Raw genomic sequence first — 20,825 nt, 5'->3', positions numbered from 1 at the left:
CATGCAACATCCTATCAAATCGTCACCGCCTCTGGGCGACCGCCCCCGTTCGCGTCGCGAGCGCCGCGCTGATGCTGCGCGCCGGCCGGTGCTGCATCTCGTCATGCCCGGCCTTGAGGTCGCGCGCGCTGAGCCGCGTCCACGCGAGACTGTCGCAGCGTTTCTGCGAAGGGCGGGCTGGGCTAAGCGAGACCGGCAATATGGCTGGCAGTTCAGAAAGGGCTTGCCCACGGTCCTTGAGATCAACGGCGAGGCGGTGCTGCGCAAGAGCTGGTCGCGACGTCGCATCGCTGCGAATGACAATGTGCGGTTCGTGTCCTATCCGCTTGGCGGTGGCAACAACACGGCCAAACAAATCATCGGTCTGACAGCCTTGATTGCGGTCTCGGCGTTCGCGCTGTGGGTGCCTGGTGCAATTGGCCTTACTGGCCTGGCTGCCTATGCCACCACGGCCGCAATTGGCATCGGTGGATCGCTGCTAATCAATGCCTTGGTCGCGCCAAAGCAGGGGGCGACCAATAGTCCGACTTCGACGCAGGATCAGATCTATACAGCCCAAGCGCAGGGGAATACTGCAAAGCTCGGTCAGCCCCTGCCGGTTTGGTATGGGCGACTCAAGACCTATCCTGATTTCGCGGCGACGCCATGGGGCGAGTTCGTCGGCAACGATCAATACCTCAACGTGCTGTTGTCGACGACGATGGGCAGCATGGAATACGAGGCACTCTATCTCGACGATACCATATTCTGGACCCCTGCTGGTGGCATCTCGGCATCGTTCCCCGGCGCGCAGGTGGCGTTCTACGAACCTGGCGCGGCTGTCACGCTTTTCCCGACAAATGTAGACCAGTCGGAAGAAGTGTCGGGGCAGCAATTGCCGGATGGAACGGGAGGATGGAATCCGTCCAGTCAGGCTGATGCTGGGCCTGGCGCAGCTCTTGGGCCTTTTGTCGCCAATCCTTCGGGCACTCAGGCTCAATCACTCGCTATCGATATTGTGCTCCCGGCAGGCTGCTTCGCCATCCAGCACGATTCTGATGGCGGTGGCAGCGGCAACGTAATTACAGGGCCGCCGCTTCGACTTACGGCGGAGTATGCACCGGTTGATGATGCCGGCGCACTAATAGGCCCATTCTCTCAGCTTTTCGACGTCGCAAGAACGTACACATCGAAAGCCCCGGTTCGCGACACGATCAAGGTCGATGTAACGCCAGGGCGGTACACGGTTCGGCTCTACCGATGGGGCAAGGCGCTCGATCTGAACGGTAACGGAGACAATAGCGCTATATGGGGGCAGAACACAGTCGTCTGGGCGGGCCTACGGTCCTTTCTGAGGGGAAGTAATTCATTCCCCGACGTCTCGACGGTCGCGATTCGACTCAAGGCATCGCAGTCCACGCAGGGCTCCTATAAGTTCGGCGTGCTCGGCACACGCAAGCTGCCGGTGTGGACCGGTTCGGCATTCGAGACGCGGGCAACACGTAGCCCGTCGTGGGCCTTCTATGACGCCGTCACTAATGGGCAATACGGGGCGGGATTGTCAATCGCCAAGGTTGATTTCAGCGCCGTGGTCGCCCACGCTGCGGGTTGTGTTGCACGCGGCGATACGTTCGATTACCGCGTTTCGACCGCGGTTGCGGTCCCGGAGATGCTGGACAAGATCCTGACGCCATCGCGCTCACGACACTTCTGGCTCGGTGACACGGTCTCGATCGTGCGCGACGAATGGCGGGACGTGCCGACCATGCTCCTGACCGATCGCGAGATTGTGCGGGACTCGACGCAGGTCTCATTCACCATGCTCGGTGATGAGGACCCCGACGCGGTGGTCGTCGAATATGTCGACGAGAACACTTGGTTGCCGGCGCAAGTGCAATATCCGCCTGACAGCGAGATATTCATCTCGGAAAATGCTGAAGTGAAGCGGATTGACGGCATCGTCAACCGTGACCAGGCGTACCGGGAGTGCGCCTTCTATTACCTGCAAGCGCTTTATCGTCGCGAGAACGTTCAGATCGATGTCGAATACGAGGGCAGGGCGATTACCTTCGGTTCGGTTCTGCGCATTCAATCTGAATTGCCTCAGAACTATGGGTATGGCGGTGCAGTTATTGATGTATCAGGTCGCACGCTGACGCTCAACCCAGCGCCGACTTGGGATGCTGCCCCTTTCTACATCCGCTTGCGCCAGCCGAATGGCAAGTTCTTCGGGCCAGTAGCCTGTACGCAGGGCGTAGATGCGGCGCATGCTGTGTTAGATTCCGGCAGCCTGTCTGCAGCAGAGACAGCGCAGTCGACTACGTTATCCGCAGTACTCTCGCGTGAAGACGGCGCTGAGTATCCATCGTTCGAGTTGGGCACCGGCACGAGCGAGTCCAAGCTTTGCGTCGTACTCAACGGTGCTCCGAGCGGTGACCGCTGCACGCTCTCGCTTGTGGTCGACGACGAGCGCGTGCACACCACCGAGCTAGGTGATCCACCTGTTCTTCCGTCGTCGCAGTTCCCATCAGACGCACGGGTTCCGTTGATTGTCGGCCTGGTTGCGTCATTCGGGCAGGGAATCGCCGAGCCGAAGCTGAGTGCGAGTTGGTTTCCGGCTGCGGGCGCGGAGTATTACGTTGCTGATGTCTCGTATGATGGAGGGCAGACTTGGGCGCAGGTGTACGAAGGCGCCGACAACAAACTCCAGGAGGTTGTCACGCTTTCCGCGCTGCGATTGCGCGTTCAGGCTATCACCACAGGCAAGCTGCGCGGGCCGTATGCGACCGCTGACGTTGCCGCACCGACGATCGAGGTGGCTCCAGGGACGGTCGCGCTCGCGTCCGTGGTGGCTGGCGTCAAGTACCAGCTGACAACCCTACAGGATCAATTCAGCACTGAGTTGGATAAGATCAGGCAGGAGATATCAGCCGTCACATCCAATGCCACGTCGCGAACCTGGCTCGATAAGAAGGAGGTCCGGTCACAGCTTGCTGCCAGATCTGATGACGCTCTGGCTCAAATTGATGATGTCAGAACGGTAGCTGTCGATACTCAGACTGCGTTCGCAACTTTCTCCACTGCGGCGACAGCTACATTCGGTTCGACGACCGCATTTGTCAGTCAAACCGCCAGTGCAATTGCGACGTTCGACGGATATGCTGCGGCTTCCTACGTCGTCACGCTTGACGTGAACGGTAACGCAGTCGGATTTGAGCTCCTCAATGGTGGCAGTGGGACGTCTGCGTTTAACGTGGCGATCGACAAGTTTCAAATTTCTGCGCCTTCCATTGCCGGCGGCGCCCCTACACCAGTCTTTGCCGTCGTGACTGCGGGCGGCGTCGGCAAGATCGGCATCACCGGAGACATTATCCAGGACGGATCGATCACCAGCCTTGGTACCGTGACCACTGGAACCTTGAGCGGCCTTAGCGGCAAGGTCGTGTTCAATCTCAATGCAGGCACATTGACAATTTCGGAATGACTACGCGAATTTATATCAGCCCAGACCGCGTCACGGTGTCTAAGCCTGGCTATGATGCCGCCAGTCCGCCAGCGGTCGACTACAAGTATCTTGCGCTTGACTCGCGATTGGCCACGGGACGTCCACTGGAGATCGGTCTTATCCCGAGCTTCGCGTTCAACTATGGGGCGACGATCAACTTCACGACGACGTATGCTGGCGTGCCAGCGGTCGATATCATCGCTTATGGATCAAACAGTCTCGGCCCTATCTACAACAAATCGATCTGTATGCGCGACGCCGCATCGGTAGCTTACCAGCGCACGTCGTTCTATCTCGGTATTTTCCCAGACAAATTCCAGATCCTCGACGATCACGTCTATGTCGTATCGTCGATGTTCGGCAGCACGTATGCGGGTCTCTACTATATCGCATGGCAGAACTGGTAGATGGCGAACCGTTTTCTCGCCGGCTATCACGCGGCGTTCAATCAATACGGTATCTGGTTGTCTGTTCCTGGCGTTGATGTGACTGCATCGGGTCCAGCGGCGAATTTTCTGCTTCGGCCGGATTTCAAGTGTGAACAGATCATCATATCGGGCCGCGTTGCGGTTGCCGCCGGGTTCAATGTCGATGTGATGCTGCCGATAACTGTGCCCACCAAGCGTCCTTATGTGCAGTTTGGAGTTGCCCAGAGCGGTGTCGGTCAATATCCGCACGACCTCAGCATGATCGGAACGACGGCGCAGATCGAATGCATCGGCGGTTGTCTGTTCAGGTCTGACCGGTTGACCTTCAGCAACAGCAACGCGTCGGGCTTCACCTTTTACTATGACTATCTCGTGTTTCAGCGGGGCATCAATTGACGACGCCGCGAGTGCTGATCAAGGGCGGCGCGAGTGCTGCGATGACCGTCAGTCTTCCCGGCTACGACGTCACAACTGCCGACATCACTCAGACCTGTTTCGATTCGCGATGGTCTGGTCTCGTACCATATCTTCGGGGCACGATCGATGACATCAATGACGGCGGCGCTACCGTAAGCTTTGGTGAAACGCTGGCAGAAATCCCGCTCTTCATCGGCCACTTCAAGACTCTCAGTGGCGGCGTGCCTACGACGACTTATGCCAACACCTGCACCATGTTTCGCGGCAATGGCACCGATCAATGGTGGTACGCCGAGGTAGGCACGTCCTACCTGAAGTTTCGCGCGAAGTTCGGAAGTCAAGCCTCGCGGCTCTACTACACGCTTTTCAAACGCCCGGCAGGATAGGAGACATATGCTCGCGGTCTATGACGCAGATGGCAGGATCACGCAATGCATCATTCAGGCGCAGGTGTCTCTTGAAGAGCTAGCCGAGCGCTACACCAATGCCGGTATTCCTAACGTGCTGTTCGATAGTGACGACGCTGACGGTATGCACACGTTCTACGTTAAGGCGGGCGATATCGTGATGAGGCCGCGCATTGCGATCGACGGCGTTAATCTCCCGATTAGGGCGAATGGTACTGACGCGCTGACGTTTACCCTCAATCCGGCCGCGGCAACCGTGTCGGTCTTGTTTGCAGGCAAGCTTGTGCATCAGGAGCAGGTCAACGACGGTGTGATTGAGTTTTCTGCCGATCACGTCGGCACCTATACGGTCGTCATCGAGCCTGCGTTTCCGTACCAAACGGAAATTCTGACGATCGAGGTGGTGGCATGAAGATCAGGCTTAATCCGCTGGACCAAGTCGTCAAGAAGGCCGAGCGGCGCATCAACATTGCGTTCATGGTGACGCCACAGGATCTAGCGCACGATCGAAAGCGGACTCTCGCGCAAGCTGTGATCGAAGGCGCGGCACCCTCCGAAGGCTTCGTGCAAGCGGCGGCCATCGAGGGACTATCGACGGCTGACCTAGCTCGGCTGATTGTTGCCAAGCCAGACGTGATGATGCAGCGCGAGAACGCCCGCCGAGCGGTCATCGTGCAACTCAGGGCGGCCAAGACTGCGTCGGAAGTGGATGCAATTCTCGATCGCAATGGCATCAATTCACATTCCATGGATTACGCGCAGGAGATTTTGTAAGTGACGGCGCTTTCAAGTTATTCGACGGGGACGGCCTCGGTTGCGGCCGACAGCACTGCTGTCACTGGCAGCGGCCCCCTTTGGAATACGACCGGCAACGTCAAGCCGGGCGATCTTTTTCAAAGCGGTCATTTCCTTGCGCAGATCACCGACGTGGTCGACGACACGCATCTGACGATCACGCCTTGGCCGGGCTCGACGCTCAGCGGCGCCTCATATGTCGTCTGGAAGGTGTCGCAACAGCGCATCGTTGGTGAGACCTACGCGCGCGATGTCGACAAGTTGGTCGGTGCGCTCAATACGTCTGGCTTTTTCGTCTTCGTCGACGCCGCCGCAACCGTTCCAGATCCTTCGCTCGGTGATGACGGGCAATATGCGTTCCAACCGACCACGGGAAAAATGTGGGTCAAGTCGGCGGGCGTCTGGACCTATCTCGGCGTTTACAAGGCGTTCCAGCTCACGGGCGCCTATGACAACGCCAGGACCTATGCCTATGGTGACGTGCAGACGACATCGGGTTCGTCCTACATCTACATCAACGACACGCCGAGCGCTGGTCACACGGCGCCGAACACGACCTATTGGCAATTGCTGGCGAGCAAGGGCGATACTGGCGCGACGCCGCTATTGCCAGTGGCGGCCTGGCTCACTGCAACCGCCTATGTCGCTGGGCCGCCGGCAAGCTACGTGACGAATGGCGGATCGTCCTATATGTGCCTTGTGTCGCACACATCAGGCACGTTCGCGACCGATCTTGCAGCGGGAAAATGGGGTCTCGTTGCGCAGAAAGGAACGGACGGAACCAACGGCACGAACGGCGCCAGTTACGGCGGCACATCGACCACGTCGCTCACGATCGGCACCGGCTCAAAAGCGTTCACCACGCAATCAGGGCTTGCCTACCAGAACGGCGCACGCGTGCGGGCCACGGCGACAGCCGGAACGGCGGGGTGGGTGGAAGGCGTTGCGACTTATAGCGGCACCACGCTGACAATTACCAGCGACAAGACGAGCGGCAGCGGCACGGGGACGGCTTGGAATCTTAATATCGTTGGTCAGCCTGGCGCGGGGGACTTGTCGAGTGCGAACAATCTTTCCGATCTAGCGAATGTGGCGACAGCTCGTGCGAACCTCGGGCTGACCGAAAGCATCGTCACGGCTACAGTCGGCCAATTGCCCGGCACGACCGGAACGACGCAACCGGCTGCCGGCAAGATCGGTGAGAGGATTTCCGCGACCGGAAGCGCTTCGCTGACATCCGCGACGGCCGCCAATGTTGCGAGTATCACGCCGACCGCTGGAGTCTGGGACTTGGAGATGGTCAACGCATTCAATGGTCCCGGTGCTACGACATCCAGCGACTGGACCACGGTTATAAGCACCGCAAATGCCTCCACCGTTTCCGGTGTCGTTGGAGAGGGCTATCACACCCGGATGCCGAGCGGCGCAGATATGTCGATTGTTCACTCGTCACGCAGAATCCGGGTAACGACTGCCGGTTCGACGCCCTACTATCTCAACGCGCAGGCCACCTACAGCGGCGCGTCCTATTCCTGCAGCGGGACGATCCAGGCGACGCGTGTAAGCTGAGAGGGACGACCTCCAGGTCAGCGCATCCGCCTGATCTTCTTTTTGCCCTTCGTAAGCGCCTTCTTTTGACGGTTGCGTTTCGCCATGTTTGCAGCCTAGCGGCCGCAACCGGTGCTCGCGCGATCATTCCGTCAATAATCTTGATAGGCGTGGTCCGGGCTAATTCCGGAACCTTTTGCGTCTACCCGTCCCGTGCAAGTACGCCATAGCGACTTGACAGACGCCGCCATTTGATCCGGCGGCTGAATCGCCTCTCCGCCACCCAGAAGCTCCACCACAAAGGATCGCAAATGTCCCCCATTTCATGGGTGCGCAGCCGCGCGCCCACGCTCATTGATAATTGGCGCACCGATCTGCATCGGCTTTGGTCGGTGCGCGCCAGCCTTTTCATGTTCGTCCTGACCGGCGCCGTGCTGGGACTGGCCGCTTTCGTTGACGTATTCAACCCGTGGTTTTTCCTCGGTTTGAGCTGTGCTGGCTATGGCCTGATTGGCTTTCTGAGGCTGGTTAAGCAAGTGCCTCCCGCTGACATCGGAGGTGGCGCGTGACAGTCAAAAAAACAGCAATCACGGTCGCCAGCGCTGCCGCTCTCGCCATGGTGTTGCCTGCCGTCAAGAAATCCGAGGGCTACTGGCCGACAGTAAAGGTTGACACCATTGGCACAGGCAGGCCGTGCACTGGCGGCTATGGTGAAACCGAAGGCGTCAAGTGCGGCGAGACTCACGACGAAAAGTTTTGGTCCGACCGCCTCGCCATGCGGCTTCGCGAGTACGATGCTCGCATTGGAGAATGCATCAAGGTCGACGTGCCAGATAGCGTGCGCGCGGCGATGATTACCACGTCGTATAACGCTGGAACGGCGGCTGTTTGTCGTTCGCCCATGGTGGCCAAGATTAACGCTGGCGACTTTCGCGGCGCGTGTGCGGCTCTGCTCACTTCCAAGATCATTGACGGCAAGCTGGTCTACACAGGCTGGTACATCCGCGCGCAGGGTAAGGTGGTCAAGGGTCTGATTAACCGGCGCCGCGATGATCAGAGGATGTGCTTCTCTGGTGTGGACCAGAAGCCCAAGGCCAGCAGCGAGGAGACCATTAAGGCTGCGGCCGATGCGTTACCGGCGAAGTCCAAGGCAGATTTAAAGGGCGAAACCCCGCCAGCCAAGTCGCCAGCATTGCCAATGCCTAAGCCGATTACCAAAGCCGAGTTCGACGTGGATCCGTATTTCTGCTTTGGCGCTGGCCGCTACCAGGCCATGAGCGAAGGCAAACAGTGCCCCGTTGTTGCGGACGTACCGCGTTGGCACAAGTGGATTTTCAAATGATCTGGGCTTTATCCTACATCGCCTCCAACTTTGCGCTGATTATTGCTGTTGTCATGGCCGTATTGGCCTTAGGCGCCATCGCGTGGTTCGCCAAAAACTGGAAGGTGGCTGTCGCGGCCGGAGCCGTCCTCATCGCCGGCCTCGCATACCAGCAGATTGACCACAATGCCTACAGTAGGGCGCAGGCCGAGCAGAACGCCCGCGAGGTTGGCCTGCTGAAGGGGCGCATTGAGGCCCTGACCAAGGCCAACGACGCGGACGCTGCCCGCGCTACGGCCGATGCAGCCACGATAGACAGGCTAAGGGCGCTGGCCGCGCAGACGCCAGCAAATGATGCCGCATGTCTGCCGGAAGACGCAGCCAAGAGGGTGGGGGATATCAAGTGAAGTACGTAGTTCTACTGACGGCGCTGGCATTGGGTGCGTGTGCCCCACAGCCCAGCGCAACGGTGTCCGGCAGCTTGCCATCTGTCCCGGCAGATATTCAGGCGTGCTTCCGGGATGGCCCCGTCAAAGTGCCGCGGAAGGTCCTGACCGTCGCGGAGGTTGAATCCCTCTGGAAGCAGGATCGCGTGCGGCTGGTTGTCGAGCAGCGCTGCGGCAAGCGGTTTCTGGCCTGGTATGGCGATCTGCGGAAGGGATGGAAGTGATGGGTTGGGAAGCGCTGGCAGGCGTTATCGTCGCCGTTGTGCTTGCGGTGGTTGGCTGGATTTGGAGGTTGGCGACTCGGCTGGCTCAGGCCGAGGCCAGCACCAAGGCGGCCGAAATATTAGCCTCTGCGGCGTCCGTTAAAGCCAGTGGGCTGGAAAAAGAACTTGCCTCTCACAAAGAGCACGTTGCGGCCGAGTACGTCTCACGAGATGCCATGGCCGAGATTACCGCGGCGATCAACCGGCTCGGGGATCGCCTCGATAATTTATTCATCCACTTTTTGCCAAAACCGGGCTCATAGCTCAAATCAGGCCGGGCATGTCCCGGCCTGATTCTTCGGCGCGCTGTTTAGTGTCGCTGACTGCCAAAGGTACTTACAATCGTCATACGCCCGGTGGGGTTGCTCAGCGCTGGTACACAGCTGCCCTCCATGACGGGCAAGCCGGTGAGGCCGATGCCCGAGGAGGGGGCAGAAAAGCCGAATCAGTTCTGTTCCTCGCTGCGCATGTGTGCTCCGTCTACAACGATAGGTAAGGTTCTGATGAACGTGCAATTGACGTTTGCGCCGAAAGATAGCAGGTTCTCCCGCGGCAATTAAGGGGGGACTGAATGAGCTTTCTCACAGACGATGAGATCGCTTCTCTTCGCATACGACAGATGATTGTGCACGTCGTTGGCGGTAAGGAGGAATTCGAGCCGCAGCCAGTCATGGATGGCGTTGAACACATAGATTTCTTTTTGGCTAGAATTCAAGATGCGGCGTCGAGCGGTGTTCATCGGTTCGAGAACAAGTCGACCACTAAGGCGCTACTTCAGCAGATCGGAAGTCAGGAAATAAGCTTTGAGGAGGGGGCGCAGGAACTCTCTCGCCGATTTTCTAATGACCATGTTGGGAGTAGCCGGGACGGCGCCTTTTTCGTGTTTGAACTCGAAACAGACGACCCCCAGGTGCTGTTTTACAGTCTGATCAAATACGACTATCGCCAAGCAATTGAGCTGTACGCTCACAAGGGTCGAAACGCACTTCGACAGATTGTCCATGCTTTTGTGCGAGAAAAGCGAGCGATCCAGAAGTCTTGCTTGGTGCGCGTCAAGAATGGTGTCGTCGAAAGCGGCGTATCGGCCATTGATCGTATGGGTGACGCGCCAGACCTGACCGACTACTTTCAGAAATTCTTAGAGGTTGTCCGCGACCGCGACACCAAAGAACTAAGTGAGAGGCTGAACGAGGTCATCCGGGGCACACTACAAAAATGTAGAATGCAACTTCCAGATCAGGACGTACCTTCAGCGGTCTCCGCCACCAAGGACTTCCTGCGAGGAAGGGAAAACGTAGACGATGAAAGCATCCGCGAAGCGCTGTTCGTCGCCGCTGGAAGACCCAACGAGGACGTTAGGGCAGAAATTGAGAAGGTTCTGTCGAGGCAACTGAAAGACAAAAAGCTAGCTGGAGTCACTTTTAAGCCAGATCCAGAATCTCTTCGGAGGGCCCCACGTCGGAAAGTGCAGACGAAGGAAGGCGTCTTGCTCATATATCCTGGCGAGCAGGAAAATCGCGCCGTGTCACGCCAGCCAAATGGTTCCGGAGGGTGGACCATTACGATCCGAACGTCTGAGCACCTGGTGGAAGATGGAACACTCCCTGAAAAATCTCGCCCAGACGCTTGATGATTGGGCAGCGCAAAAACGTGCTTTTATCACCGAGACGGACGAGCTGCTGGCTGTCGTAGGCCTGTCTGCGCAGGACGCAAAGTCTCTCGCGAAGAGCGCGCTCGACGTCTCGTGGAAATTTGCGATCGAGGACGCCACTGAAGCAGCCATCGGTCTTCACGATGTTTCAGAAGATTTCAGCCCATTCAAGGTCACGATCACCAAGGACGGCATTCCCAGCCAAGCTAGCTCGGTCGTAACCAACGTTGCATTGGCCGATTGGCTTTCGCGGCCCCCAGAGCGAACAGTACTTTGGGTAGCCCGCCTAGAGACCGCATTCGAAAGCCATCATGTACGGTATGCCCCTTGGGGCGACGCAACTGAGTTTATCTCAAATCCAATCCCCAGCAGCCCCCGAAAATTTGTTCGCGATAGTAGCACGTTATCTCGCGTGCCTGACAACTTGGGGCAGTGGCTGTTAAAGGAAGGCGCGCAAGCGCCTTGGAACGACAGTGCCGCTCGGGTATGGATAAACTTGTCTGCTGCCGCGTTGTTCGTCTCACTGACGAATGAGATCGAACCCGATGGCACCCTGATGTTCCGAGGTCCGCCGGTCTCTCGGTATACGGTATCCACGGACTCGGTGGCAACGATGTCACCAGACGGCTTTGAAGCTGTGCAAGCGGCTGCTCGGTGGATCTACGAGTCGGAGCGGGATGCGGAAACTCGCCATGGTCTCCTTGCAGCTGAGTTAGCTAGAACCAACGTGCCGAACAATGATGCTTCTCTCTTGTTCGAAAGAGGTTCCTCGCCATCCTTAGAGGGGGCCAAGATTGCCCTTCAATTGGGGCTTCACAAGCTTAGCCTAGACTCGCTTAAAGCTATGGCCGACCTGAGAAAGGCCGTCACCGATGAAACAACAAAGCTCTCTGATGCCACGCGGCAACTAGCGACCGCAGTTGCAGGCGCTCTTTTCGCCGGGGTCGGCGTCATCGCGGCGCGGTTGACCATTTCGATTAACAGCCCAGTTATTCTAGCCGCTATTTTGATTCTCGGAATCGTACTTTTCGCATACGTGGGCTCGGTGATTGCCAGCGGATACCAGTTTGTCCGGATCCAGCGCGAGTTGCGCGTGCAGTGGCGAGAGAGGCTTTATCGTTTCCTGCCCGAAGCCGAGTATTCAGTGATGGTTACGAAGCCCGCTGCTGAAGCAGAAGCCGGCTTCAAAATTGCGGCCTGGATAGGTGGCATATTGGCGGCCCTGCTCTTGCTCGCCGTTAGCGTGGTTTCGTTCGTGCCGCTTCCTTCGAGTCAGAATGGTCCGGGAGCCACAACCATGGATAAGACAGGGCAGATACCTAGCAAGGCACCGTCACTGAAGTGAATCATTTGACCGGTAGGCTCGGCACCTTAGGGTGAGGGTGGACTATGGTCTGTAACCAATCAGATGCGCGACCTGGGCTAACAAGTGGTCGACCATCATACAGGCGCTCTCGGCCTTAAAAACGTCGGCAGTAGCGGCGCGCTCAGGATATCTGAACCAATATTCTTTGTGGTAACCTAATCAAGCATTCCGCCTATCATCAGAGTTGAATCGAGCGTTTCCGTATTCGGCAATAATCCATTTGCTCATGGTTACGGTCCGTCCCATCTCCCTTTCAGTGGCTGCACGCGTCCCCTGCAGCGCCGTCTCGGCTGCCTCCATATTTGCGAATGTTCCTTGGAGCGTTGTGTTCGGAAGTCGGTACCAAATGTTGTTCGAGCCGAGCACCCAGGGTTTCCAGTTATAAGCAGCAGCCTGCTTCAGGAAAGCGGCGTGCGGATCCGGATTTGTTTCTCTCAAATCGTAGGAAGCAAGATAGGTTGGCATGAGAATCCCCAGTTGAAACAATTTATAGTTTGAGGGAGTAGCATTTCAACCGCGATGATCGGCAGCGTCAAAGGCCGGTCAAGCGCCGTCTTTCTGCAGGGTGCGGGCGAGGACGTCGTTGTATTACTTTTGACACCGCGTGAGCGGCAGCAGAACGCATCCGTGGACGTATGCAACTTCGCCCCTCGAGGCCAGACCGCGTTGCATCTTCTCGGCTCACCTCTGAGCACAAGTAGATTCCAACGATTTCAAAGCCGAGAGATTTTGCCTTGCTCTATCAAGTGCGGCTTGCAGCAACTCGGGGCTCGATCGCTCGTTTACTTGAATCTGCGGAAGCACGACAGTGAACGAACTGTCGTCCATCTTAGCAAGGAAGGGGCGGAATCCCACAAAACCGCCCGCGGTATTCTTAGCGTTGTATGACCCGCACACCGTCCCCGCTGCGGGGCTTGTGAGCTCCATCAATTGGCTCCCGAACGGGTCAGCCAAGTTAGCTCGTAGTATCTTCATCAGGCCAGCACGGTCGTTTGATGAGAGGCCCTTGTCCGAACCGTCCATTACGGACTGAGCCTGTACGGACTGAGCCTGGCAGTTAACGGCGCCGAGCAGCGCTAGCGCCGCGAAAAATATCTTCATGAAATGACTCCCCAGACCCGGCGCGACCATAGGGCGAACGGGCTGGGTATAGCAACTAGGATTTTGATTGATCCAAGGATGTCTGATACCCTGTCACAGAAGCATGGAGTGCAGTGATGGCGGATGAAGAGCAGTATGATTTCCCGGGCCGGATCGCCGAGATCGAACTCAATGAGTCGGCCGCAGTCTGCGTCGAGCAAATCGACGACGAGATCACGGTTGTCATCGCGAGCGTTGTCGGAGTTCATTTCGAGCTCACTGCGGATCAGGCATTGAAGCTCTCGCGTGCTCTGGCTCTTGCCGCGGAGAATGCGGAAAAATTCCGCGCGTCAGTCGAGACGTAGTGCGCTACTTCTTAATAGAGTGCTCCTGCATAAAGCGCGCGGCCCGAACACGCACTCGCTCCAGGATAGCTTCCTTTGCTTTCGCCACGGCTAGCTCAGATTCTAGCCGCTCGAAGATCGGAAGATAGACCTCGCCACCCGGCGCGCGATGCATGGCATACGCTAGCCTGTCGAGGCACCATTCCAGCGTGCCGACGGTGATTGGGGTGTCGCCCTTTTCGTCTTCTGAGGTCATGCGCTAAAAATCCACGCGCTCTCGGTTAGCAATTGCGAGCCAAGCCGCTTCACCTTCAGGGGTGATCCGATAAATCCTATTTCCATGCAGATCGTGGCCCGTTGCCTGAATTAAGCCGTGGAGCACGAGCCAAAGCGCTGTTCTCGGCCAATGTTTGTCTAGGGTGATCGACATCCCGCGCACCTCGAAACACAGCTTCAGAGCATCCCTTTCTCTCTTGGAAATCGGTCGCGCCTTATTCGCCTTGTCTGCCTCTGCGCAATCCGAGCGCAGGCGTTCACGAAGTCTGAGAGGACCATTTCGCCGCACCTCTAACTTCACAAGCAGACTGCTGCGGTCTTCAACGTCTGGGGATTCCGGCGGCGAGTTCAGGCGACCAACGATCATGTCGTTTTTCGCCGGCACGCGACACAACTCGCGCATCTTCGCGATGGCCGCGAGTGTGGTGTAGTCCTTGCCAGCTATTCGCTCGACGACAAGCCGCCCTCGGATAGCTTCACGGCGCAGGCCGCTTGCGGTCATGCCGCCACCAGGAAACGCGATCTCGGCAGCCTTGCGTAGCCGGAGGGGAGCGTGTTCGGAAATGTCGGTCATCGTGTCGCTGGCCGATAATGACGGGCGATATCAGCAGTCAGTTTGCTCCGCCCCACGTCAGCAATTCCGACAATAACCAAAATCTGGTGCGCCCTCCAAGGCGCGATGTTGGTTGTGGAAAGTCCGCATCGCGCATGCGGCGGAACAGTCATTGTGTTCGACACGCTGCCATAACGTTCACGCACCTGTTTGACGTTGAGGTATTTGTCGGCGGCGAGGGCGGTTGCGTCGAGTCCGGTCGCTGGCCATGCCTTCACCTTCGAATCGTCGTCACAGCTCAATGCTTGCGATTGAGTGCGGCTCGACAATGGAGCGTGCCAAGATCGTCACAGATTTTTTGCGAGACGGACGCCCGGCCCGCCGTCGATAGATTGACCATCGCCCAAGAAGATGACGCCTGCGGATTCGAGGGCGCGCTTCATCTTGTCCACGCTGCTTAGGCGTGCGTCCTGGCCGTCCTCAAAACGATTGATCGTGTTCGCGCCCACACTGGCCATCTCGGCCAACTTCTGAGTGCTCCACTTTAAGGCCGCGCGGGCCATCCGGCATTGTTCTGGGTTCATATGGTGAAAATATCACCAAAAATGGTTGACATCAAACCGGTGACGTTATTATGGTAAATGGTGTAAATATCACCACTTGGATGACAGCCTAATGCAGACCGCCGAACGACCCACCACGCTCTCTCAGTTTCTCTACACCCACGAGAAGTTGCGCAATCTGACCCGTGGCCCGCTTCCAGATATAGTCATCGAAGAGATGACCCAGACCGCATGCGGAATTGCCGAGAGAATTCTCGAAGCTCCCGCCGCGGACTGGCGCGAACTCAGCAAGAAGGCCTTATTGCTGCTCGACGAGCTGCCGTATGAGCCTGAATGGCTGGACAAGATCTATAACAGCCTGAGCGAAGATGCAGCACGCCTGTCGCTGGCTGAGACTGCCGTCGGCCAGACATTCGAGACGCTAAAGGAAGCAGAAGACTTCCTGTCCGACATCGGATTTCGCCTGGTGCCTGATAGTTGCGATTGGCGCAATGCCGCTGGCGATGACGCGGGGTGCTACGCTGTCGAGGGTGGATACGTCGTCAAGATCGGGGCGGCCCGCAGGCCAGTGCGGCTGGTTTAACATCGTTTACCAACGAAAAACGGGCCGACACAAGGTGCCGACCCGTTTCCCAATGCAGTCGCGTTCCTACGCGCGGTAGCACCGATCAGTACAGCAGACCGGTTACTACGCCGCCTGTATAACACGCCTTTAGCGACCGACAAAATGAGGTAGACCAACTGGCTGGCCCCCGGCCATGAGGCCGGTCCAGTCTTTGCCGCTCTAACGCGTCGCCAGCGAGTCATTCGTCTTCGGCCCGCCGGTTCACGCTGCCGGGCCTTCCGTGTTAGCTAAGTGGCGTGCCGTGGCGATCGTGCGGAACGTCGAGCCGCCGGCCGCAGGGGTCGCACCAAAGCGGCGCCTGCGGCCTTCTCTTTTGTCAGCAAACCCCGTGTGAATCTGGACACACATCCTGGAATAATCGGCAAACGATGGAAGGGTAGCTCCAGAATCTGCTTATATTCAGGGTGACGGCCTCAGTCCTATGAGGCAAGAGCCCGTCCGCAAAGCCCAGCATCATCATGTCCCCCGGCCGGATCCTGGGGCCAGGTGGCCGATTGTATGAGGCGACGATTGGACGAGACTTGGAGAGTCGTTTTCGCGATTAGTGCAACGGCTATTGTCGCCACTGGCTCCTTCTTCGCCATCCGGTTTATCGTCGGATTCCACGTCTGAGAGCCTCAGTGACCGCGTGCTGGGTAGCTGGCGATCTTACGCGTGCTCTGCCAAAGCTCGACGGAGTCGATCTCGGCTAGTTGCCGCGCTCGTTCTTTGGCGGCTTCCTCGTCTGCGCAAATGAGCCTTACGCGTTGCACGACATGTCCGGTAGGTCCAAACAAGTAGGCCGTAAACTCTTCCATCGAAGCATGTCCCCGTTGCTTGGCTTACGGTTAGGTTGAGGTCGTCTCAGTCCGTAGGGCTGGTGGAGCATTAATCCGCCTATTTCACCCTGAATTTTACGGCTTTCCACCCCAGGGGCGCTTTCTATTTCCCGCTCAGCGCAGCCGCGATCTTGCCGCCGATGGCCTCCACCGCGCGTCGTGCGGCTTCGTCTGCCAGGTGGGCGTATCGCTGTGTGGTGCTAGGGTCGGCGTGACCGAGCAGGGTGCCAATAACAGGCAGGCCCATCTGGTCGCCAATTCCGACGCTGGCAAAGCTGTGCCGCAGGTCGTGGATCCTGACGCCGGTCACGCCAGCTCGCTTACAAATGGCTGTCCATGGGCGCTTCAGGTCTGCGCGCGGCTTCTCATTTTTGGTTCCCGCCGACTCACCCGCAATCACAAATGCGCCCAGCTTGGTAAGGGACTTGATGATGTCGACGGCGGCAGCCGGCAGGTAAATCGTCTTCTTGCCGGTCTTAGAGTCGGGAAGGCGTAGAACGCCGCGCTCCAGATCAACTTCATCCCAGCGCAGGTGCAGAATCTCCCGCAATCGAGCGCCCGTGAGCATGAGCAGTCTGACCGCGGCGGTTGCGTAAGGTGACATCTTCACAAGCTGCCCAACAGGCGCGTGCTTGGCGTTGCCGGCATCCACCGGCAGGCCAACAGTCTCGGCCTCTATCATGGCGTTGCCGATTGCCAGCAGCTCGGCGGTGGTTAGATAGCGTTCGCGGCCTTCCTCTTCGTTCAGTTTCGCGCCAGAGGCCGGGTTCATGCCTTCAGGCACATGCCCATGGCGCGAGCCCCAGCCGTAGGCCGCAGACACCAGCTTGATGGCCCGATTAGCCGATACGCGGGCCTCCCGTGTCATTAGGGCGTGTGCACGCTGTACATCTACCCTTGTCAGCACCGCTGCCTTTGTCGTGCCCAGCCGTGGCTCAACGTGCTTTTTGAGCAACATGCGATAGAGGTTGGCCGTTGACGCCTTCTTGTGCTCCTGCACGTATTCGTCGATGTATTTCGAGACCAGCACTTTAACGGTCAGGCTGGCCCGCTCGTCGCTCCGATTTTGAGCGAGGTCTTTGCCCAGCGCCGCGTTAGCAATCGCCTTGCGAGCCGCCTCACGGGCCTCATTGGGCTTCAGCGTGCCAACGCGCCCCAGCTTCAATCGTTTTTTGGATCCACCAGCCACGGGCCGAAATTCGGCGAAGTAGGTGCCGGTTCCGGTAGTCGTCCGGTAGAGCCCGAAACCGGCTAGGTCGTCGTCAAAATAGTAGGTCGTCTTGTTCGGAACAGCCGCCTTCATCAGCGCCGCCACGCTGTCGGTCGTAATCCTGATCGTTGCCATGCCCCACCAGATTTATAGCCAGTATATAGCCAGCAGTCTGGCTATCGATGCGAAAAAGGCAAGTGGTCATTGGTTGGATGGCATTTGATTTACAGATGTTTTTTGCATTCCGTCCAACGCCAGGAATGGCTATAAAACTAGTCGTTTATAACTGGGAGACTAGGGGTCGGAGGTTCAAATCCTCTCGCTCCGACCATTTTTCCAAATACTTTCGATCTCGTCTCGAGACGGCCCGTTTGCAGCGGGCCGCCCGTTTACAGGCGGTTTACGCAATCCGTTCGCTCCGCGTTCTCTTCGGCTAGGAGGCCAAAGGCGGAGAGTCCACGAGATCGACACCACGCGCGTCGTCGAGACCCGCGCCGGGGCACCAAGTCCCAGCCTACATCCCAAACATGACAACGGACGGCATCGACTCCGTAAGCCGCCGCGACAGGGCACTGTACGGCTCGATCAACTAACGCATCTGGCGGGCCCTTCTGGCTGCGAGCACTACCGCTCCGAACGACCGCCACTTGCGATGGAACCGGAATAAACATATGATAATCTTATTGAAACTCAGAGTTGCGTTAATTGAAGCACATTGCACCAGGCGGGCTCCGGTGCCGCACAGTTTTCACTAGGCCTGACAAGATCGCGCTTGCTGCCATCGGGGCTATGGCAGCGTTGGCAGTTCTCTCGGGCTTACTGAACCCACAATCGGAGACAACCAAAAGCGTGTTTCGCACCCCACCCAGCTGCTATTCAATCGGCACCTCGGTAGCCCCAGGGTGTTCAGCGACGCCAAGTGACACGACGAAATAGCCCGCGGACTTTGACTTCGCGTAGTTCGAGACGGGGCGAGCTATGAGGTCCGTCGACATCGTCGGAGGGGTTCTTCTAGGGATCGAGATCATCGCTACACCAAGCGCGAGCAGAAGCCCGCTAGCTTGAGGCCGAGCCAACGATGCGATCAGCTAACGAAGCATCAAAGTCTTGCGAAGGCTGCATGCGTAGAAAACCAACCGACCCCGCTGCCTGGGGAGCCGATGCATTGATGCTCCAATTTCGGATCGAGCGAATGGCAAGTGGGTTGGCAGGATCAGCACTGTATTGGTGCCTCTTGTCATGATCTGCCGTCAGCGTGCGATCGCGATCCTCCAAGGGGAGGTCTGGGAGAGCATCTTGAATATTCGTCCTATGATGCCATCGAGCTTACGCTATCAACTCCAAAATCGGCAGTTGCCAGGTAGGGGCTAGCCAAGCGCTGGTTTTGCGGCGGCGCGCAGCTCTGGGTTTGAGCTTACGGCCAAATACCCCACCACCATCCGCGTCGTCTCGTCCACCAGGACCTTCACCCTCTTCTCCGACAGCATCTCGGCGTGGTTCAGCACCGTGTTGTGCGCGACGGCCTCGATCGTGCTGACGCAGATGAACGTCGCTAGGCCCGGATCGATCTTGCGCATCTCCTTGCGGCGGCTTCCGAGATAGGTGCGCACCAAGGTGTGGACTTCGCGGTTGAAGGCTTCGACGTCCTTCAGCTGGCCGGTGCGGGGGATCTGCTCGGCGAGGACGCGGTGGAGTTTCGGGTTGATGCGGTGGGCTTCGATTGCGACGGTGACGAGTTTTCGCACGGCTTGCTCGATCGGCATGTCGGCGACTTCAAGGAGCGCGGTGCGGACGAGGCCCATGATCTCCTCGTTGTGGCGGTCGATCACGGCGGCGACGAGCGCCTCCTTGCTCGGGAAGTATTGATAGAGCGAGCCGACGCTGACGCCGGCGATCTCGGCGATGCGGTTGGTGCTGGCTTTCTCAAAACCTTCCTTGACCAGAATGCGAGCAGTCGCCTCGACCAGCGCGTCGACGGTGGCGCGGGATCGCTCCTGCGAGGCATTTTTCCGGGGTTTTGTGGGCGGTTTGCGGGCCACGGCCTTGTGATCTGAATGCGAGTAGGAAAAGCGAGTGAATGCTCGCATTATAGCGGCAAGCGGCGGCGGGTCGGCAAGCCTGTTTGTCGCCGCCGCGAACGCGCCAGATGGGGATATGGCCATGAGCGTTGCCAGGATCGTGTCGGCCTTGCAGTTTTGCCCGGGTGGTTGCGTGTTCAGTCCACCGGCCCGGCGCGATCCCGCGCCAAGCCTGCAAAGCCGCGCCTTCAACCTGCTGCTGCGCCTTCTTCCGTTCAAGAAGCAGCTGGCATCAGCCGAAGCCGTGCAGGCCCACGTGCGGAAGCTCGCATTGGAGCCTGTAACGTTCGAGCCGACGGGGCTCGGCCGCGGCGTCGAGGCGACGCTGACGAAGATGGGCGGCTGGCCGGTCTATTACACGGCACCGTCGTCGGGCCATGAGGGGTGCAACTACGTCATGTTCCTGCATGGCGGCGGCTTCATCAATGAGATCGTGCCGGCTCATTGATGCTTCGTCGGACAGATGACTCGGCAGGCGCGCGTTTGCTGCGTCGTGCCGATCTATCCGCTGGCGCCGCGCGCGACTGCGAAGGACGTCGTGCCGACGACGGCCGAGCTGCTGCGCATGCTGCTGGAAGACGCAGGGTCCGCAAAGGTCACGGTGGTCGGCAATTCCGCCGGCGCAGGGCTCGCGCTCGCGGCCTGCCAGTGGCTGCGCGATCGCGGCCATCGGCAGCCGAGCCGTCTGGTGCTGATCTCGCCCGCGGCCGATGCGTCGGTCAGCCGCGTGGAGCAGGTTGCGATCGCTGCGCGCGATCCGATCCAGGACATTCCGGGGATCGTCGAGGCGGGACGGCTCTATGCCGGCGAGCTCGATGTCGGCCATCCCTTCGTCAGTCCGCTCAACGGCGCCTTCCGCGCGCTGGCGCCGATGACGATCTTCTCGGGGACGCGCGATCTGCTCTACCCTGACAGCGTCGATCTCGCGGAGCGGGCGCGGACGGTGGGCGTGTCGGTCGAGCTGCATCTTTTGCGCGGCCAGCCGCATAATTATGCGTTGATGCCGACGCCGGAAGGACGGCGGGCGCGTGCAATCATCCTGCGTGAGATTGGGTAGGAATGTGGCGTGATCATCGTCACAGAGCGCGTTGCCGCGAACGGTCCGGCGCTGGCGGCGCCCGCGTGGAGGGATAAGGCGATCCCCGGGGCGTT

Annotated in this window: 26 protein-coding genes; 18 read left to right on the top strand and 8 right to left on the bottom strand. The window is 58.5% G+C overall.

The features are described from left to right. Position 1 precedes the first annotated feature (1 nt). The 14 genes from P6U28_RS16120 to P6U28_RS16055 all read left to right on the top strand — a co-directional run bounded on the left by P6U28_RS16120 (position 2) and on the right by P6U28_RS16055 (position 12,105). The gene (locus P6U28_RS16120) at positions 2-3,463 is read left to right on the top strand and encodes a host specificity factor TipJ family phage tail protein (RefSeq protein WP_407122739.1); all 3,462 of its coding nucleotides are present in this window, start codon (positions 2-4) and stop codon (positions 3,461-3,463) included. After that, positions 3,460-3,891 (top strand): hypothetical protein, encoded by a 432-nt coding sequence (locus tag P6U28_RS16115; protein ID WP_407122738.1) that lies wholly within the window; start codon positions 3,460-3,462, stop codon positions 3,889-3,891. Before P6U28_RS16120 ends, P6U28_RS16115 begins: the two co-directional genes overlap by 4 nt. Continuing rightward, the gene (locus tag P6U28_RS16110) at positions 3,892-4,308 is read left to right on the top strand and encodes a hypothetical protein (protein ID WP_407122737.1); all 417 of its coding nucleotides are present in this window, start codon (positions 3,892-3,894) and stop codon (positions 4,306-4,308) included. A gap of 11 nt (positions 4,309-4,319) precedes the next feature. After that, positions 4,320-4,715: a hypothetical protein gene (locus P6U28_RS16105; RefSeq protein ID WP_407122736.1), complete on the top strand. Its 396-nt coding sequence runs from the start codon at positions 4,320-4,322 to the stop codon at positions 4,713-4,715. A gap of 7 nt (positions 4,716-4,722) precedes the next feature. After that, on the top strand, positions 4,723-5,148 hold the full coding sequence (locus P6U28_RS16100) for a hypothetical protein (RefSeq protein ID WP_407122735.1): 426 nt from the start codon (positions 4,723-4,725) through the stop codon (positions 5,146-5,148). Next, a complete protein-coding gene (locus P6U28_RS16095; protein ID WP_407122733.1) occupies positions 5,145-5,510 on the top strand; it encodes a hypothetical protein in 366 nt (121 codons plus the stop codon). The genes P6U28_RS16100 and P6U28_RS16095 overlap by 4 nt, the downstream gene beginning before the upstream one ends. Next, positions 5,511-7,100, top strand: coding sequence for a hypothetical protein (locus tag P6U28_RS16090; RefSeq protein WP_407122732.1), 1,590 nt, complete (start codon positions 5,511-5,513; stop codon positions 7,098-7,100). 290 nt (positions 7,101-7,390) lie between these two features. Beyond that, complete coding sequence (locus tag P6U28_RS16085) at positions 7,391-7,648, top strand: hypothetical protein (RefSeq protein WP_407122730.1); 258 nt, start codon at positions 7,391-7,393, stop codon at positions 7,646-7,648. Then, on the top strand, positions 7,645-8,421 hold the full coding sequence (locus P6U28_RS16080) for a glycoside hydrolase family protein (RefSeq protein ID WP_407122729.1): 777 nt from the start codon (positions 7,645-7,647) through the stop codon (positions 8,419-8,421). Before P6U28_RS16085 ends, P6U28_RS16080 begins: the two co-directional genes overlap by 4 nt. After that, complete coding sequence (locus P6U28_RS16075; protein ID WP_407122727.1) at positions 8,418-8,807, top strand: hypothetical protein; 390 nt, start codon at positions 8,418-8,420, stop codon at positions 8,805-8,807. Before P6U28_RS16080 ends, P6U28_RS16075 begins: the two co-directional genes overlap by 4 nt. A 128-nt stretch (positions 8,808-8,935) precedes the next feature. After that, the gene (locus P6U28_RS16070; RefSeq protein WP_407122726.1) at positions 8,936-9,070 is read left to right on the top strand and encodes a hypothetical protein; all 135 of its coding nucleotides are present in this window, start codon (positions 8,936-8,938) and stop codon (positions 9,068-9,070) included. Continuing rightward, positions 9,070-9,372 carry a hypothetical protein gene (locus P6U28_RS16065; RefSeq protein ID WP_407122725.1) on the top strand — a complete coding sequence of 101 codons (303 nt, stop codon included), beginning with the start codon at positions 9,070-9,072 and terminating at the stop codon, positions 9,370-9,372. The genes P6U28_RS16070 and P6U28_RS16065 overlap by 1 nt, the downstream gene beginning before the upstream one ends. 308 nt (positions 9,373-9,680) lie before the next feature. After that, entirely contained in the window at positions 9,681-10,739 is a 1,059-nt protein-coding gene (locus P6U28_RS16060) for a nucleoid-associated protein (protein WP_407122724.1), read from the top strand. Then, positions 10,702-12,105, top strand: coding sequence for a hypothetical protein (locus tag P6U28_RS16055; RefSeq protein ID WP_407122723.1), 1,404 nt, complete (start codon positions 10,702-10,704; stop codon positions 12,103-12,105). The genes P6U28_RS16060 and P6U28_RS16055 overlap by 38 nt, the downstream gene beginning before the upstream one ends. Before the next feature lie 180 nt (positions 12,106-12,285). Here the strand turns inward: P6U28_RS16055 and P6U28_RS16050 are convergent, their stop codons facing one another. Further along, the gene (locus tag P6U28_RS16050; RefSeq protein WP_407122722.1) at positions 12,286-12,591 is read right to left on the bottom strand and encodes a hypothetical protein; all 306 of its coding nucleotides are present in this window, start codon (positions 12,589-12,591) and stop codon (positions 12,286-12,288) included. A 216-nt stretch (positions 12,592-12,807) separates the two neighbouring features. Beyond that, positions 12,808-13,227, bottom strand: a complete 420-nt coding sequence (locus P6U28_RS16045) for a hypothetical protein (RefSeq protein WP_407122721.1) — start codon at positions 13,225-13,227, stop codon at positions 12,808-12,810. A gap of 116 nt (positions 13,228-13,343) precedes the next feature. On the opposite strand from P6U28_RS16045, the gene P6U28_RS16040 reads away from it, so the two are divergent. Beyond that, a complete protein-coding gene (locus P6U28_RS16040) occupies positions 13,344-13,571 on the top strand; it encodes a hypothetical protein (RefSeq protein ID WP_407122720.1) in 228 nt (75 codons plus the stop codon). 4 nt (positions 13,572-13,575) lie between these two features. Here P6U28_RS16040 and P6U28_RS16035 read toward each other — a convergent pair whose 3' ends face one another. The 4 genes from P6U28_RS16035 to P6U28_RS16020 form a co-directional block, all read right to left on the bottom strand. Further along, positions 13,576-13,806 carry a hypothetical protein gene (locus tag P6U28_RS16035; protein WP_407122719.1) on the bottom strand — a complete coding sequence of 77 codons (231 nt, stop codon included), beginning with the start codon at positions 13,804-13,806 and terminating at the stop codon, positions 13,576-13,578. A 3-nt stretch (positions 13,807-13,809) separates the two neighbouring features. After that, positions 13,810-14,400 carry a hypothetical protein gene (locus tag P6U28_RS16030; RefSeq protein ID WP_407122718.1) on the bottom strand — a complete coding sequence of 197 codons (591 nt, stop codon included), beginning with the start codon at positions 14,398-14,400 and terminating at the stop codon, positions 13,810-13,812. Between the two features lie 37 nt (positions 14,401-14,437). Further along, on the bottom strand, positions 14,438-14,536 hold the full coding sequence (locus P6U28_RS16025; RefSeq protein WP_407122717.1) for a hypothetical protein: 99 nt from the start codon (positions 14,534-14,536) through the stop codon (positions 14,438-14,440). A gap of 190 nt (positions 14,537-14,726) precedes the next feature. After that, the gene (locus P6U28_RS16020; RefSeq protein ID WP_407122716.1) at positions 14,727-14,906 is read right to left on the bottom strand and encodes a transcriptional regulator; all 180 of its coding nucleotides are present in this window, start codon (positions 14,904-14,906) and stop codon (positions 14,727-14,729) included. Between the two features lie 148 nt (positions 14,907-15,054). On the opposite strand from P6U28_RS16020, the gene P6U28_RS16015 reads away from it, so the two are divergent. Then, on the top strand, positions 15,055-15,525 hold the full coding sequence (locus P6U28_RS16015) for a hypothetical protein (RefSeq protein ID WP_407122715.1): 471 nt from the start codon (positions 15,055-15,057) through the stop codon (positions 15,523-15,525). Positions 15,526-16,488: 963 nt separating this feature from the next. Here P6U28_RS16015 and P6U28_RS16010 read toward each other — a convergent pair. Further along, on the bottom strand, positions 16,489-17,730 hold the full coding sequence (locus tag P6U28_RS16010) for a tyrosine-type recombinase/integrase (protein ID WP_407122713.1): 1,242 nt from the start codon (positions 17,728-17,730) through the stop codon (positions 16,489-16,491). A 1,232-nt stretch (positions 17,731-18,962) separates the two neighbouring features. Then, the gene (locus P6U28_RS16005; protein ID WP_162500247.1) at positions 18,963-19,634 is read right to left on the bottom strand and encodes a TetR/AcrR family transcriptional regulator; all 672 of its coding nucleotides are present in this window, start codon (positions 19,632-19,634) and stop codon (positions 18,963-18,965) included. A gap of 121 nt (positions 19,635-19,755) precedes the next feature. On the opposite strand from P6U28_RS16005, the gene P6U28_RS16000 reads away from it, so the two are divergent. Both P6U28_RS16000 and P6U28_RS15995 read left to right on the top strand, forming a co-directional pair. Then, the gene (locus P6U28_RS16000; protein WP_407122712.1) at positions 19,756-20,121 is read left to right on the top strand and encodes a hypothetical protein; all 366 of its coding nucleotides are present in this window, start codon (positions 19,756-19,758) and stop codon (positions 20,119-20,121) included. Between the two features lie 15 nt (positions 20,122-20,136). Next, the gene (locus P6U28_RS15995; RefSeq protein WP_407122711.1) at positions 20,137-20,730 is read left to right on the top strand and encodes an alpha/beta hydrolase fold domain-containing protein; all 594 of its coding nucleotides are present in this window, start codon (positions 20,137-20,139) and stop codon (positions 20,728-20,730) included. Positions 20,731-20,825: the final 95 nt, after the last annotated feature.

Source organism: Bradyrhizobium sp. STM 3561 (assembly GCF_045571455.1).
Lineage (GTDB): Bacteria > Pseudomonadota > Alphaproteobacteria > Rhizobiales > Xanthobacteraceae > Bradyrhizobium > Bradyrhizobium vignae.
This window is presented reverse-complemented; position numbering and strand designations above follow the sequence as displayed.

Coding starts and splice junctions, on each gene's coding strand:
- P6U28_RS16120 (WP_407122739.1), top strand. CDS start 2: ATGCAACATCCTATCAAATCGTCACCGCCTCTGGGCGACCGCCCCCGT.
- P6U28_RS16115 (WP_407122738.1), top strand. CDS start 3,460: ATGACTACGCGAATTTATATCAGCCCAGACCGCGTCACGGTGTCTAAG.
- P6U28_RS16110 (WP_407122737.1), top strand. CDS start 3,892: ATGGCGAACCGTTTTCTCGCCGGCTATCACGCGGCGTTCAATCAATAC.
- P6U28_RS16100 (WP_407122735.1), top strand. CDS start 4,723: ATGCTCGCGGTCTATGACGCAGATGGCAGGATCACGCAATGCATCATT.
- P6U28_RS16095 (WP_407122733.1), top strand. CDS start 5,145: ATGAAGATCAGGCTTAATCCGCTGGACCAAGTCGTCAAGAAGGCCGAG.
- P6U28_RS16085 (WP_407122730.1), top strand. CDS start 7,391: ATGTCCCCCATTTCATGGGTGCGCAGCCGCGCGCCCACGCTCATTGAT.
- P6U28_RS16075 (WP_407122727.1), top strand. CDS start 8,418: ATGATCTGGGCTTTATCCTACATCGCCTCCAACTTTGCGCTGATTATT.
- P6U28_RS16065 (WP_407122725.1), top strand. CDS start 9,070: ATGGGTTGGGAAGCGCTGGCAGGCGTTATCGTCGCCGTTGTGCTTGCG.
- P6U28_RS16060 (WP_407122724.1), top strand. CDS start 9,681: ATGAGCTTTCTCACAGACGATGAGATCGCTTCTCTTCGCATACGACAG.
- P6U28_RS16055 (WP_407122723.1), top strand. CDS start 10,702: ATGGAACACTCCCTGAAAAATCTCGCCCAGACGCTTGATGATTGGGCA.
- P6U28_RS16050 (WP_407122722.1), bottom strand. CDS start 12,591: ATGCCAACCTATCTTGCTTCCTACGATTTGAGAGAAACAAATCCGGAT.
- P6U28_RS16045 (WP_407122721.1), bottom strand. CDS start 13,227: ATGAAGATATTTTTCGCGGCGCTAGCGCTGCTCGGCGCCGTTAACTGC.
- P6U28_RS16040 (WP_407122720.1), top strand. CDS start 13,344: ATGGCGGATGAAGAGCAGTATGATTTCCCGGGCCGGATCGCCGAGATC.
- P6U28_RS16035 (WP_407122719.1), bottom strand. CDS start 13,806: ATGACCTCAGAAGACGAAAAGGGCGACACCCCAATCACCGTCGGCACG.
- P6U28_RS16030 (WP_407122718.1), bottom strand. CDS start 14,400: ATGACCGACATTTCCGAACACGCTCCCCTCCGGCTACGCAAGGCTGCC.
- P6U28_RS16025 (WP_407122717.1), bottom strand. CDS start 14,536: ATGCGCGATGCGGACTTTCCACAACCAACATCGCGCCTTGGAGGGCGC.
- P6U28_RS16015 (WP_407122715.1), top strand. CDS start 15,055: ATGCAGACCGCCGAACGACCCACCACGCTCTCTCAGTTTCTCTACACC.
- P6U28_RS16010 (WP_407122713.1), bottom strand. CDS start 17,730: ATGGCAACGATCAGGATTACGACCGACAGCGTGGCGGCGCTGATGAAG.
- P6U28_RS16000 (WP_407122712.1), top strand. CDS start 19,756: ATGAGCGTTGCCAGGATCGTGTCGGCCTTGCAGTTTTGCCCGGGTGGT.
- P6U28_RS15995 (WP_407122711.1), top strand. CDS start 20,137: ATGACTCGGCAGGCGCGCGTTTGCTGCGTCGTGCCGATCTATCCGCTG.